The 13,219-nt window shown below is 67.8% G+C and carries 9 protein-coding genes and 3 pseudogenes; 6 read left to right on the forward strand and 6 right to left on the reverse strand.

What is annotated here, in order from left to right:
* Positions 1 to 233: 233 nt before the first annotated feature.
* Positions 234 to 345 (forward strand): annotated as a pseudogene (locus tag IEZ19_RS54055) (IS5/IS1182 family transposase); the annotation flags it as partial.
* Between the two features lie 231 nt (positions 346 to 576).
* Here the strand turns inward: IEZ19_RS54055 and IEZ19_RS47570 are convergent.
* The 4 genes from IEZ19_RS47570 to IEZ19_RS47585 all read right to left on the reverse strand — a co-directional run bounded on the left by IEZ19_RS47570 (position 577) and on the right by IEZ19_RS47585 (position 5,356).
* Positions 577 to 1,443, reverse strand: a complete 867-nt coding sequence (locus IEZ19_RS47570) for a carbohydrate ABC transporter permease (RefSeq protein WP_189317605.1) — start codon at positions 1,441 to 1,443, stop codon at positions 577 to 579.
* Between the two features lie 11 nt (positions 1,444 to 1,454).
* Complete coding sequence (locus tag IEZ19_RS47575; RefSeq protein WP_189317606.1) at positions 1,455 to 2,402, reverse strand: carbohydrate ABC transporter permease; 948 nt, start codon at positions 2,400 to 2,402, stop codon at positions 1,455 to 1,457.
* Positions 2,403 to 2,414: 12 nt separating this feature from the next.
* Positions 2,415 to 3,758, reverse strand: coding sequence for an extracellular solute-binding protein (locus tag IEZ19_RS47580; RefSeq protein ID WP_229841665.1), 1,344 nt, complete (start codon positions 3,756 to 3,758; stop codon positions 2,415 to 2,417).
* A 533-nt stretch (positions 3,759 to 4,291) separates the two neighbouring features.
* Complete coding sequence (locus IEZ19_RS47585) at positions 4,292 to 5,356, reverse strand: LacI family DNA-binding transcriptional regulator (RefSeq protein ID WP_229841666.1); 1,065 nt, start codon at positions 5,354 to 5,356, stop codon at positions 4,292 to 4,294.
* A 161-nt stretch (positions 5,357 to 5,517) separates the two neighbouring features.
* Here IEZ19_RS47585 and IEZ19_RS47590 point away from each other — a divergent pair, with 161 nt between their 5' ends.
* Positions 5,518 to 7,368: a glycoside hydrolase family 2 protein gene (locus IEZ19_RS47590; protein WP_189317607.1), complete on the forward strand. Its 1,851-nt coding sequence runs from the start codon at positions 5,518 to 5,520 to the stop codon at positions 7,366 to 7,368.
* Between the two features lie 355 nt (positions 7,369 to 7,723).
* Here the strand turns inward: IEZ19_RS47590 and IEZ19_RS47595 are convergent, their stop codons facing one another.
* On the reverse strand, positions 7,724 to 7,957 hold the full coding sequence (locus IEZ19_RS47595) for a DUF6417 family protein (protein WP_229841667.1): 234 nt from the start codon (positions 7,955 to 7,957) through the stop codon (positions 7,724 to 7,726).
* A 1,123-nt stretch (positions 7,958 to 9,080) separates the two neighbouring features.
* On the opposite strand from IEZ19_RS47595, the gene lipP1 reads away from it, so the two are divergent.
* The 4 genes and pseudogenes from lipP1 to IEZ19_RS53305 form a co-directional block, all read left to right on the forward strand.
* The gene (gene lipP1, locus IEZ19_RS47600) at positions 9,081 to 10,025 is read left to right on the forward strand and encodes a LipP1 family hormone-sensitive lipase (protein ID WP_189317608.1); all 945 of its coding nucleotides are present in this window, start codon (positions 9,081 to 9,083) and stop codon (positions 10,023 to 10,025) included.
* Between the two features lie 150 nt (positions 10,026 to 10,175).
* On the forward strand, positions 10,176 to 11,795 hold the full coding sequence (locus IEZ19_RS47605) for a flavin-containing monooxygenase (protein WP_189317609.1): 1,620 nt from the start codon (positions 10,176 to 10,178) through the stop codon (positions 11,793 to 11,795).
* Between the two features lie 107 nt (positions 11,796 to 11,902).
* Complete coding sequence (locus IEZ19_RS47610) at positions 11,903 to 12,553, forward strand: GntR family transcriptional regulator (protein ID WP_189317610.1); 651 nt, start codon at positions 11,903 to 11,905, stop codon at positions 12,551 to 12,553.
* 40 nt (positions 12,554 to 12,593) lie between these two features.
* A pseudogene (locus tag IEZ19_RS53305) lies at positions 12,594 to 12,734 on the forward strand (IS5/IS1182 family transposase); the annotation flags it as partial.
* Here the strand turns inward: IEZ19_RS53305 and IEZ19_RS54335 are convergent.
* Positions 12,702 to 13,203 (reverse strand): annotated as a pseudogene (locus IEZ19_RS54335) (IS701 family transposase); the annotation flags it as partial. The pseudogenes IEZ19_RS53305 and IEZ19_RS54335 overlap by 33 nt on opposite strands.
* Between the last annotated feature and the right edge of the window lie 16 nt (positions 13,204 to 13,219).

Raw genomic sequence — 13,219 nt, forward strand, 5'->3', positions numbered from 1 at the left:
TGCGGCCAACCCGCCCCCACACCCGAACCCCACCACAGAACCTAACAAAGCCCTACTAGGCGAACGCCTCCAACGGAAAGGGCCGTTGCGTTTCCGAGTGCGTTTGCCGAACGAAGCACGAGCAGGTCAACCAGGGCGCGTATCGGGTCGTGATCAATCTGTCGGTTCGCCCTCGTGGTGAGGCCTGGACCGGTAGATCTTCTTCCGTGACGCGAGTGCAACTGACGGACACGGGCCAGGCCGCGGACAGCTCGCTTCATCCCCGTTCTGGGGAAGATACGCGTCCGCGGCCCCGTCGGCCGCCCCCGCACCCGGCCGGACGCGGTCGCCGGGGACACGGTCTACCCTGCGGGCCGGCAAGGGGACGCAGGAGAAGCTGGAGGGCCTGACGGTGGCGGGCAACGGCCGCGTCTGCGCCGTCACCGATAACGACGGCCGCGACGACGCCACCCACCAGACAGTCTTCCTCGACCCTCGGCCGCTCCCGCGACCTCTTCGGCCGCCGCGGACCATGGACGACAGCACGGGATCCGGCGCCGCGAGGAGCGGTGCCGGATCCCGTGCTGTCGCGTCGGGCTACTTGATGCCCGTGGTGGCGATGCCCTGGACGATCTGGCGCTGGAAGACCAGGAAGACGGCGATCAGGGGGATGAAGCCGAGCACCGAGGAGGCCATGACCTCGGCGTACTGGATGTTGCTGAAGTTCACCAGGGAGGCCAGGCCGACCGGGATGGTCTGGGACTTGGTCTGGTTGAGGGCCAGCAGCGGCCACAGGAACGAGTTCCAGGAGCTGATGAAGGTGAGGATGGCGACCGTGGACACCGCCGGACGGCAGATCGGCATACAGACCGTGGCGTAGACCCGCCACCAGCTCGCACCGTCGATCCGGGCCGCCTCGATCAGCGCCGTGGGGATGCCGCGGAAGAAGGAGTGGAAGACGAAAACCGAGATCGGCGCCGCGACCGACGGCAGGACCAGTGCCCAGAACGTGCCGAGCAGGTGGAACGACCGGTACTCGATGAACTGCGGCAGCACCAGCGCCTCGGTCGGCAGCATCAGGCCGGCCGTGACCACGGCCAGGACCAGGCCGCGGCCGCGGAAGCGCAGGAAGGCCAGCGCGAATCCGGCCATCGAGCAGAAGGCCACCGTGAAGATCACGGCGAGCACCGAGATCACCAGGCTGTTGAGGTACCAGGTGCCGATCGGATAGTTGTCCCAGGCGTACGAGTACGCATCCAGCGACCAGCCGCCGGAGAAGAGCGATGTCGGATGCTGGGTGATGGAGCCGTCGCTGCGCAGCGAGGTGATCAGTGCCCAGACGAAGGGCACCAGCCAGATCAGGGCGAACAGGGTCAGGCACACGGCGCAGAGCCGGTTGAAGAGCTTGGCGCCGTTGACCGCGCCCTTCCCCTGGACGGGCCGCGGCTGGGTGATGGTGGTCATGGGTCCTCCGATCAGGCCGCGCCGCTGGTCGCGCGACGGCGCCGCAGCCCGTACCAGGCCGCCGAGATCGCGACGATGATGACGAAATACACCATGGTGGCGGCAGCGCCGTAGCCACCGCGGTAGGCGGTGAAGCCGGTGTCGTAGATGTACTCGATGACCGGTCGGGTGGATTGGTCGGGTCCGCCGCCGAGCAGCTGGTAGATCTGGTCGAACACCTTCAGCGAGGCGAGGATCTGCAGGATCAACACCAGGCTGGTGGTCCGGCCGAGCAGCGGCACCGTGATGTGGCGGATCTGCTGCCAGGGGCTCGCGCCGTCGATCGCCGCCGCCTCGTAGACGTCCGCGGGGACGTCCTGGATCGCGGCGGTGTAGAGGACGAAGTTGAAGCCGAACGTCCACCACACGGTCATCAGCACGACGGCGGTCCAGCCGCCCGAGGTGCTGCCGATGAAGTCCGGCACCGGCAGTCCGACGGCGTTGAAGACCTTCGGGATGAGGCCGATCTGCGGGGTGTACATCCACAGGAAGACCAGGGTGACCACGGAGGACGGCACGACGTACGGCACGAAGAACGCGACGCGGTAGAAGACCCGGCCGCGGCGTATGCGCGAGGCCAGGATCGCGACGACGAGCGCGAGGATCACCAGCGGGGGCGTGGTCAGCAGGGTGAAGAGCACCGAGTGCCACATGCTCTCCCAGAAGAGGGAGTCGGTGAGCACCTCGCGGTAGTTCGACACGCCGACGAAGTCGCCGAGGCCGCTCTTGACGGTGGTGGTGTTGAAGAAGCTCAGCACCACGCCGACGAGTAGCGGGCCGACCAGGAACAGCAGGTAGATCACGAGGAAGGGAGCGGCGAGCAGCCTGCCCGCACGGCGTTCCGAACGGGTCGGCCGGTCGGCGGCGAGGCCCTCGGTGGGCGCGGCAGGTGCCGGTCGCGTCGAGACGACGGTCGTCATGGTGACTGCCTCCTACTTCATCGTGACCGGCGGTCGGGACGTGGTGTACCGCTTCAGATCGGAGCGCATCGCGGCGACCATGCCCTTGGGCGTGATCCGCCCGGTGAGCGCCTCGATGATCGTCCCGCCGACCACGGTCTGGAAGTCCGAGCCGGCACCGGTGTACCAGGCCACCGGGTCGTATTGGGCGTCGAACGCTGCCTGCACGTAGTTGCGCTGCGGCGACTGGTCGAGGAAGGCCTTGCTGCGCTGCGTCGGCAGCCAGGCCGGGATGTGCCCGCCCGCGGCCCACACGGCGCTGTTGTCGAGCAGGCTCTTGACGAACTTCGAAGCGTTGCGGGTGCGGGTCTCGTTGCCGCGGTCGTTGCGCGGCACGATCAGCGCGTGCGAGTCGGCGTACGCCACGGGCTTGGGGCCGAGCAGCGCAGGGAACGGCACCACGTTGAACTTCAGGCCCTTGACCTGCCGGTATGCCGGGATCTGCCACTCGCCGTCGAAGAGGAAGCCGGCCTTGTCCGTGCTGAACAGTGCATTGGCGCCGGAACCGGTGAGGTTCTTCGGCATCAGGTTGGGGCCGGTCAGGCTCTGCATGAAGGCGACCGTCTCCTGCATCGCCTCGCTGTCGATGGCGATCTTCGTCCCGGAGTCGGTGACGATCGGGCCGGCCAGGGCGGAGTAGATCATGCTGAAGAAGCGCCAGGCCGTGGACGGGTCACGGGTGATCGACATGACCGCGCCGTACTGGGCGCCGCCCGCGTCCTTCATCGCCTTCACCGCGGCGACGAAGTCCTCCTTGCCCTTGAGGGGCACGAGATCGTCGCCGGCGGAGTTCAGCAGGCCCGCCTTGCGGGCGATGCCCACGTTGTAATAGAGGACGAAGGGGTGGGTGTCGAGCGGCACCGCGTAGACCGTGCCATCCACGGTGGCCTTCTTCCAGGCCGCCGGGGTGAACTTGTCCTCGGTGACGCCCAGCTCGCCCAGCGGGGTGTCCTTCACCGGCCTCAGCAGGCCGGATGCGGCCAGCAGTGGGAGCCGCGAGAGGTGGGTGATGCCGACGTCCGGCGGCGTTCCGCTCGCCGTGGCCAGTGCCAGCTTCGTGTAGTACGGGTTACCCCAGCCCAGGATGGTCGCCTCGACAGAGGTGCCAGGGTTGGCCTTCTGGAACGCCTTCTCCATCAGCACCATGTTGGCGCCGTCACCACCGGTGAACAGGTTCCAGAAGATGACGTCCGCGGTGTTCGGCTGGGATCCCGTCAGGCCGGAAGCGAGCGGGGAGGAGCACGCCGCGAGCCCTCCGGTCAGAGCAAGGCCACCGCTGAGGGCTAGAAAGCGTCGGCGCGCAATCGCTCCGCTCATAGGGGATTCACCTCGTCACTTCGGTGTGAACTCGATGGCGCAGACCTTGGCACACGATTTGCAACGATGCAATGGATCGATGGAAAGAAGTCTCGTGGAGGCTGCGGCACTGGGTTCGGACGCGCCAGGTGCTTCCCGTCCACGGTGCCACGGGGACTCCGCGCCGCGGCTCGCAACGCGATCGGGGCCACACGGCGATATGCATCACAACGGCGCACGGTCCGGGCGGGGGTGGGTGGCTGGTGGCCGTCAGTCCTCGTAGTGAAGGGCAGTCGTGTCGCTGGGGCGGCACGGGTGGGTGCTGGGGCCACCCCCTCCGGGTGAGGCACCCGGCAAACGCGGGCAAGTGAAACCGGCCCCCGGCCACCCCGCCGTGGGCCCACCGCTCTGCATGCGGCTGCGGGTGCGTCGTGGCTGGTCGCGCGAACGACGCGGAGCCACATATCAGTACAGCCCCGCGCCCCCGGGTGGGTCGGTCGGCGTGATCCTTGGTTCCAGGGGCTCCCCTGGCTGCCCACAGCCCCAGGGCCGGGTCACGGGGTCTTCGGGGACCAGGCGGAGGAGTCTCGGATGACCAGCCGGAACGGTGTGTCCTCCACGATTGCCGGGGCGGCGGACTCCTCGCGGGGGACCTCAGCCGGGGGCGACTGCTCCGGGGCGTTCGGGCTCTGCATCTGCTCCTCCAGCAGCGCGAGCGCCCGTTCGGCGATGACGTCCAGATCAGGGGCGATGGAGGTGAGCGGCGGATGGGTGTAGGCGGACTCCTGGATGGCGTCGATGCCGGCCACCGCGACATCTTCCGGCACCCGCACCCCGGACGCGTCCAGCGCCCGCAGCGCCCCGACGGCCAGCGCGTCGTTGAAGGCGAAGATCGCGTCGGGCAGCGGCCCGTCGCCCTCCAGCAGCTCCCGTACGGCGGCGTAGCCCTGGTCCCTGGTCCAGTCCTCGACGGGGACGACCATCCAGTTCACCCGGCGTACCCGGGCCGCCGACATCGCCCGCTCGTAGCCCTCGGTGCGCTGGCGGCCGTTCTCGCTGCCGTTGCGGCCGAGCGCGACGATCCGGCGGCAGCCCTGCCCCAGCAGGTGCTCGACCGCGGTCCTAGCGGCCTCCACGTTGTCGATGCCGACCCGCGGGAACTGGTCGCCCACGCTGTGCTCACCCAGCATGACCAGCGGAAAGTCCGGTTTCTTCGTGGCGATGTCGCTGGCCGGCAGAGTCAGCGCGCTCAACAGCACACCGTCGGCCACATTGGTCAGTCCTCCCTCGAGGATCCGCCGCTCCACCTCGCTGTCGCCCGCGGTCGACTCGATGAGCACCGTGATGTCGCGCCGGCCCGCGGCCCGGATGACGGCCTCGGCCAGCTCGGCGAAGTAGGGCTCGGCGACGAACGGCACCGCGAGCGCGATGAAGCCGGTGCGGCCGGAGCGCAGTCCGCGGGCCAGATAGTCCATGCGGTAGCCCAGCTCGTCGAGCGAGCGCTGCACCTTGCTGCGGGTGTCCGGGCTCACGTGCGAGTAGCCGTTGACCACGTTCGACACCGTCCGCACGGACACCCCGGCGTGCTCGGCCACGTCCCGCATCCGCACCCTGGCCATTGGGGCCCTCCTTCCGTCGAGTCGGCCCTATGAGTCTGCCGCACCGGCGGTGTAGCACGTCACAGGACCTTGCAACGATGCAAAAGATCACTCATGATGACAGGACTTCGATTGCAGAAACGCCGATGCCGGTCATTCCGGAAATGGCAGGAGGAGGAGCCGTGAGGGCGAGCGAGCAGGACGGAACGTATCCGAGGCCGATCCTGCAGCGGGACCGGTGGCACAGCCTCGACGGCGTGTGGGAGTTCGGGTACGACGACGCCGACGCGGGCGAGCGCGACGCCTGGTTCACCGACGGTGCGCAGGGCGCGTTCGACCGTGAGATCACGGTGCCGTTCCCGCCCGAGGCGCCGGCCTCCGGGATAGGCGTGACCGCGCCGCACCGGGTGGTCTGGTACCGCCGCCGCATTTCCCACGACCTCCTGGCAGTCGAGGGCGACGACCGTGCCCTGGTGCACTTCGGCGCCGTCGACCACCGCGCGAAGGTCTGGCTGGACGGCCAGCTGGTGGCCGAGCACGTCGGCGGTCAGACCCCGTTCACCGCAGACGTCACCTACGCGCTGCGCCCCGGCGTCGACGAGCACACGCTGGTGGTGCGTGCCGAGGACGACCCGGCCGACCTGGCGCTGCCGCGCGGCAAGCAGGACTGGCAGGACCGCCCGCACGCGGTCTGGTACGAGCGGACCACCGGCATCTGGCAGACCGTGTGGACGGAGACGGTGTCCGCCCAGCACGTCACCGACCTGGCCTGGATCCCCGACCCGGCGCGCGGCGTCGAGGCCGAGATCACCCTGGCCTCAATGCCCGCCGCCCCGGTCTCCGTGAAGATCGTGCTGAGCCACGACGGCGAGGTGCTGGCCGAGTCCTCCACCCCGGTGCGCACCCCGCGCAGCCGGATCGACCTGGCCGTTCCGGCGCTGCGCAACGGCATCGACCGCGAGGACCTTCTGTGGAGCCCGGAGCGGCCCACGCTGATCGACGCGCGTGTCACCGTGTGCGACGCCGGTAGCGGAGAGGTCCTCGACACGGTGGACAGCTACGTCGGCCTGCGCAGCGCCGGCGTCGGCCGCGGCGCGTTCCTGCTCAACAACCGTCCGTACTTCGTGCGTTCGGTGCTCAACCAGGGCTACCGGCCCGAGACCCTGATCGCGAACTCCGGCACGGCCGAGCTGCGCCGTGAGGTCGAGCTGATCAAGGCGATGGGCTTCAACGCGGTCCGCATCCACCAGAAGGCCGAGGACCCGCGCTTCCTGTACTGGGCCGACCGGCTCGGACTCCTGGTATGGGGCGAGACCGGCGCCGCGTACGAATACGGCACCGAGGCCGTGGAACTGCTCACCCGTGAGTGGCTGGACATGGTGCGCCGCGACCGCAGCCACCCCTCGATCGTCACCTGGGTGCCGATCAACGAGAGCTGGGGCTGCTCCGACATCGCGACCGACCTGGCCCAGCAGCACTACACGATCGCGCTGACCAACCTCACCCGCGCCCTGGACCCGACCCGGCCGGTCATCTCCAACGAGGGCTGGGAGCACACCGACAGCGACATCCTCGGCGTGCACGACTACTCCTCGGACGCCGAGTTGCTCACCCGCCGCTACGGCGACGCCACCGGCTTCAAGGAACTGCTGGCCACCCCGGGCCCGGCCGGGCGGATCCTGTCGCTGAACGAGCGGCAGACCGATCGGTGGCGCACCGGTGAAGCCCCGCTGATGATCACCGAGTTCGGCGGTCTGTCGGTCGGCGCCGAAGAGGACGAGTTCTCCTACACGCGCACCAACTCCGAAACGCAGTACGCCGCCCTGCTCGACGACATTTTCGGGGTGCTGCACAGGAGCCCGATCGTCGCGGGCTTCTGCTACACGCAGTTCATGGACACCGCGCAGGAGACCAACGGCCTTCTGTACACGGACGGTTCGCCGAAGCTGCCGCTGGAGACGATCCGTCGCATCGTCACCGGTACGCCGGCCATCACGGACGAGAAGCCCGAGCCGTCGGCCGTGAACGACTGACCCGGCTCATCCGGCTGACCGGGCCGCCCCACCGCCGCGCCTCGACCGTGCCCGCACCTGCCCTCCGGAGGACTCGGAGCGTACGCCACTCTGGTCACGCCCGACTTCGCCTGAGCTGACATTTACGAGCGGGCGGGGCGCGTCAAAAAGCGATCCCGCTGTTGAAGCGAGGCTGTCGCCGACGCTGAGCGGATACCGGGACCCAACCCCCCCGAACGTTCAGGGCCGACATTGTCCTGCCATCTGCAACCGGCGGGTGCGGCGCATCAGCGTCGTGAACGCAGCTCCCAAGCAGATGGCCGTCGTCGCCACCCTTGCCCGGCTTGACCCGCTGCGCGCACGGATTCGAGCGGGTTCAGCACGCAGGAACAGCGGCCTGCCAGCGGTCAGTTCTGCGACGGGATCCAGGCGGCGATCTCCCGGGCCGGCGCCCGGCCTCCGCCGACAGCTGACCATCCTCCGCGGCGACTGCCTGCAGCAGATCCAACAGGTCGTGCGCCTCTTCCAGAGTGAGCACCGCCAGCCGTTCCCCGGTCGCCTCCACAGGCGCGCAGTCGATCTCGTCCAGCTCGAGGTCCTCGTAGTCCATGGAGGAGCAACTGCTCCGACCCCGGCCCGGTTACGTACAGCGAGCGGATACGAGACAGCCCCAGCCGGCGAATGGACGCCGCTGGGGCCGGCCGTACAGCGTGGTCGTGAAGGGCGGTCGCCTGGCGAGACGCTCCATGGGGCTTCAGCCGAACGATCGTCCCCATGGGCAAAGGGTGAGGCCCGGGGACACTGTCCCCTTCACCACCACACCCCCATCAACCGAACGGGCACGCTGGGCATTCCCGCGCACCGGGCCCGGGAAAAGCCATGGCCAGACCTGCGCCCCGGGTCGGGGTTCTCGGGACGCTCAAGCCGAGCGGTTCGCCAAAGACGACCCTGACGGAGTACGGCAGTCGTTCATCGCCGTCGACCGCCTCGCCGACGGGCCACGGCCCTGAGGTGTGTGGCGTGGTCACGGAGTCGGACGCGAGGATCCGCAGGTCGCGCTCGACCGTACGGCCTGCGCCGCCGATGTAGCTGGGCGCCGGCCGTCGTGGTCACTCCCCCACGGCGCCGTCCCCGTGAATGCCTCCCGGGGACGGCGGGAACTGGGTGCAGTCGTCAGGTGTGGGACGCCGGGGGCAGGGCGCGGTCCAGGAAGTCCAAGCGCGCTTGCCGGGGCAGCTGGAGGCTTCTGGGATGCGCGCGCAGAGCTGAGCGGTGGTCAGCAGCCTTCCACCGCCCATCGCATGCACGATCCGTAGCCGGATGGGGTGGGCGAGCAGGTCCAAGGAGTCCATGCGCAATCGACGCGTCCTGACCTTCCTCGACCAGAAGCACATCAGGAAGCTGTACGTGCGCCGGGCAACACCGGCCGCCTACTTGGGAACTTCACATAGCCAAGCCCTCCGCGAACCAGTGCGGCAAGCGCCGACACACCACCAGAGCCGTAGATGGGGCTGCGATCCGCGATCAACTGCCAAGTTGAACAGGCCCAGTTGATCTTCAGCTGTCGCTGAACACGTTCAACACCCCTCAACCCGAGCCCCTCGCAGGGTCACGTCATGCCGATGCAGGATGCATTTTTCCGTCCGTTTGGGTTGACTTCGCCGGAATCCTCCCTAGTGTCCGTGACATGCATCACACCCGTGAGTTCTCCAGATCCATGAGGGGGGTAAGTCATGGCTCTCGATGAAGCGACGACGGCGTTCCTGTCCCAGATGACGGAAAGCGGAATGAAGCCGTTGCATGAGATGACGCCCGCGGAGGCCCGCGGCCTGGGCGGTGTACTCCACGAGATGTACGGCCCAGGACCGGCGGTTGCCCGTGTCGTCAATGACACCGTGGCGGTCGATGGCGGCCAGATCCCGGTACGGATCCTCGCCCCCGAGAACCCACGCGCCGTGATCGTTTACTATCACGGCGGTGGCTGGGTCATCGGCGCCATCGACGAGTTCGACACTCTGGCCCGGCAGATGGTGCAGCGCACCGGCGCTGCCGTGGTACTGGTCGACTACCGGCTGGCTCCCGAACACCGCTATCCCACAGCTGCCGAGGACGCCTGGGCGGCACTTCGATGGGTCGAGGCCCATTTCGACGAACACGCCGCGCAGCTGCCACTGATCGTCGCTGGCGACAGCGCTGGGGGAAACCTCGCGGCGATCGTCGCGCAACGCGCCAAGACAGAAGACGGTCCGGAGATCTCACTGCAGGTACTCGTGTACCCGGTCACCGACGCCGACCTCGACAATGCAAGCTACCGCGACCTCGAGAACCAGCTCATGCTCACCCGGGACTCGATGATCTGGTTCTGGGACCACTACGCCCCCGACCCGGCCGCCCGCCGAAACCCCGATGCCTCCCCGCTACAGGCCACGGACCTGTCTGGTCTTGCGCCGGCCGTGGTTCTCACCGCCGAGCACGATGTGCTCCGCGACGAGGGAGAGGCCTACGCAGAGAAGCTGCGTGCGGCCGGAGTCCCGGTGGTGCACCGGCGCTTCGCCGGTCAGATGCACGGTTTCTTCACCATGGTCAACGTACTGCCCAGTGCCGCCGAGGCCATGGAGTACGTCGGTGAACAGCTCGACGGTTACCTTGCCGCCCGCCCCCTGCACGGCCCTGCCTGACCAAGCTCTACCCCGCAACACGATGTCGGGTGCTTTCCCGCCGGCGGCGGCGCGGACACACCGCCGCCGGCTTCGGTGCCGCGCACGCTCCCCACAGACCTCCAACGGCGAAGGACAGCGGTCGTACCGACCGCGTTGAGGAGGAAGCAGATGACTGATTCTCGGAAGATCGACGCCATCATCGTCGGCGCGGGCATCGCCGGACTTTACCAGCTCTACAAGCTGCGCGAGCTCGGCATGAACATCCGCGTACTCGAAGCCGGTGACGATGTCGGCGGCACCTGGTACTGGAACCGCTACCCCGGCGCGCGCTGCGACGTCGAGAGCTTGTCGTACTCGTACTCGTTCTCCCCGGAGCTCGAACAAGAATGGACCTGGACTGAGCGCTACCCCGCTCAACCGGAGATCCTGCGCTACATCAACCACGTCGCCGAGCGCTTCGACTTGCGCAAAGACATCACGTTCGGCACCCGCGTGGTGTCAGCGGTGTACGACGAGGCCATTCAACGGTGGCTGGTGGACACCGACACGGGCGAGTCCATCGACAGCCAATTCCTCATCATGGCAACCGGCTGCCTGTCCGCCTCGAAGCTTCCCGAGGTACCCGGCCTGGAGCGATTCCAGGGACCGACCTACCACACCGGGCACTGGCCGCATGAGGGTGTGGACTTCACGGGCATGCGCGTCGGCGTTATCGGCACCGGCTCCTCCAGCGTCCAGTCCACCCCGATCATCGCCGAGCAAGCGGCCGAGCTCACCGTCTTCCAGCGAACCCCGGCCTACTCACTCGCTGCCCGCAACCGGCCTCTGGAACAGTCCGAGATCGCCGAGATGAAGGCGAACTACCGCACCTGGCGGGAGGCCCAGCGCACTTCCGGGTTCGGGGTGCCGGTCGAACTGCCCACCCAGTCCGCGCTGGAGGTCTCACAGGAGGAGCGCACCGCGAAATACGAAGACGGCTGGCGGGCGGGCACCCTCGTTTCCATCCTTGCCGGCTACACCGACACCCTCACCGACCAAGAGGCGAACGAGACCGCGGCCGAGTTCGTCCGGCAGAAGATCCGCGAGCGGGTGCACGACCCCGAAGTCGCGGAGGCACTCTGCCCGCGCACCTATCCGTTCGGCACCAAACGACCCTGTCTCGACACCGGCTACTACGAGACGTTCAACAAGTCCCACGTCCACTTGGTGGACCTGCGTAAGACCCCGCTCGTCGAACTTACCGAGCGGGGACTTCGAACCTCCGAGCGGGAATATGAGTTCGACGCGATCGTCTTCGCTACCGGCTTCGACGCGATGACTGGTGCTCTCAACGCAATCGACATCCGCGGCAAGGACGGAATAGCGCTGCGGGACAGATGGGCCGAGGGACCACGGTCCTACCTCGGGCTCGCCGTCGCAGGTTTTCCGAACCTGTTCACGATCACCGGCCCGTCCAGCCCGTCGGTGCTCTCCAACATGATCGTGTCGATCGAGCAGCACGTCGACTGGATCACCGACTGCTTCACGTACCTGCGCGAGAACGACATAGCCGCGATCGAGCCCACCACCGACGCCGAGGACGGCTGGCTGGCCCACGTTAAGGAGGTCGGCAACGCCACCCTCTATCCCACCGCCGACTCTTGGTACATGGGCTCGAACGTGCCAGGTAAGCCACGAGTGTTCATGGCCTATATCGGTGGCGTCGGGGTCTACCGGCAACGGTGTGACGAGGTAGCGGCGAAGGGGTACGAGGGCTTCACACTCCAGGAACCGTTGACCCGTACCTGATCCGCGCCAGGCCCAATTCATGAGGACCGGCGTGGAGCATGACAGCATGCTGCACGCCGGTCCTCTTCACTTTAAGATTGCTTGTCCGCCAGGGGAGGAGTGCCGCGATGCCCTATGCCGTCCCGTTAACCCGACGCGAGGCGATCATCCGGCAACTCCGCGACGAGATCGTCACCAGAGTTCTGCCACCGGGCGCGGTCATCAAGGACGCCGAGGTCGCCGCGCGGCTGGGAGTGAGCATTACCCCAGTTCGCGAAGCGATTGCCCAGTTGGCTGCTGAGGGGCTCATCGACATTGCACCGAACCGGATCCGGCGCGTCACCTACGTCACGCAGAAGAACGCGCTCGAGCTGATCGACGTCATGGGCGTGCTTGCCTGCGCCGGCGTCGAATGGGGGTTGGACAACCTCACCGAGACTCACCTGGAGCAGATGCGGGAGCGCTTGGGCGAATTCGTAGCGGGCCTGCAGCGCGGGGATGTGACGGCCGCCGCCGCCGCGGGCGCTGACTTCAGCACGATAATGATCATGGCGAGCGGAAACCGCGAGTTGCAGACCCATGTCGATCTCGTCGTCGCCCGCACGTTGCGGCTGCTCGCCCTCAACAGCGACAGCGACCTATGGCAGATCTGGGTCGACGGGTACCGCGAGGTACTCGCGCTACTCGAGCGCGGCGACCGATCCGCAGTCGTCGAACGTTACCGCGCCATCTACCAGGAGTATCGAGCGCACGTGCAAACCCTGCAGTTCCCCTACTAAAGCGTGTTCCAGAAGGCTGCGATCAGGACATTTCCCTTGTATGCGTGGGGTGTTGAGGGTCGATCCCATGTGGGTGGAGACGTTCGCGGGGCTGCGGATGAAGCAGTTCGAGCGGTTGCTGAAGGTGGTGCGGGAGCGGGGTGGCGACGTCGTGCCCGTAGGCTTCGTCGCCGGTCACCCAGGTGGCGGTGATCTGGGCGTCCAGTGCGGCGACGATCATCTCCTCGGCCGGCTGGGGCTTCGTCGCGAACTGAAAGTCCTCCGGGATTCCAGCCGCGTTGCGGTGTTCGAGATCAGAGCACCAGGAGCGATCGGGCGGGGAGAGCCGGCGGTCGATCGGGGCCCGTCCACGACTGGTGGCCAGGGCGAGGAACACGCCGACCTGAGAATTTTCGATGCGTCCCGCGGGCCGGTGTACTGCCGTTGCACCCCTGCCGAGGATTGGCCCTTCCCCAGGAAGCCGGCCTCGTCGACGACGAGAACTCCGCCGTCGGCGCCGAGGTGTTCGGCTGCGTAGGCGCGCAGGTCGCCGCGGACGGCATCGGCGTCCCAGCGGGCGGAGCGCAGCAGGCGTTGCAGCGGCCCGGCCGGACATGGCCGGCCTGTTCGTCGGGTAGCTCCGGCGCATTGCTGCGCCGGAGCCCCCTCAGAACCGGCCGTGCCCGC

It is taken from the genome of Streptomyces brasiliensis (assembly GCF_014647875.1).
GTDB classification, from domain to species: domain Bacteria; phylum Actinomycetota; class Actinomycetes; order Streptomycetales; family Streptomycetaceae; genus Streptomyces; species Streptomyces brasiliensis.

Coding starts and splice junctions, on each gene's coding strand:
- lipP1 (WP_189317608.1), top strand. CDS start 9,081: ATGGCTCTCGATGAAGCGACGACGGCGTTCCTGTCCCAGATGACGGAA.
- IEZ19_RS47575 (WP_189317606.1), bottom strand. CDS start 2,402: ATGACGACCGTCGTCTCGACGCGACCGGCACCTGCCGCGCCCACCGAG.
- IEZ19_RS47610 (WP_189317610.1), top strand. CDS start 11,903: ATGCCCTATGCCGTCCCGTTAACCCGACGCGAGGCGATCATCCGGCAA.
- IEZ19_RS47595 (WP_229841667.1), bottom strand. CDS start 7,957: ATGGACTACGAGGACCTCGAGCTGGACGAGATCGACTGCGCGCCTGTG.
- IEZ19_RS47605 (WP_189317609.1), top strand. CDS start 10,176: ATGACTGATTCTCGGAAGATCGACGCCATCATCGTCGGCGCGGGCATC.
- IEZ19_RS47585 (WP_229841666.1), bottom strand. CDS start 5,356: ATGGCCAGGGTGCGGATGCGGGACGTGGCCGAGCACGCCGGGGTGTCC.
- IEZ19_RS47580 (WP_229841665.1), bottom strand. CDS start 3,758: ATGAGCGGAGCGATTGCGCGCCGACGCTTTCTAGCCCTCAGCGGTGGC.
- IEZ19_RS47570 (WP_189317605.1), bottom strand. CDS start 1,443: ATGACCACCATCACCCAGCCGCGGCCCGTCCAGGGGAAGGGCGCGGTC.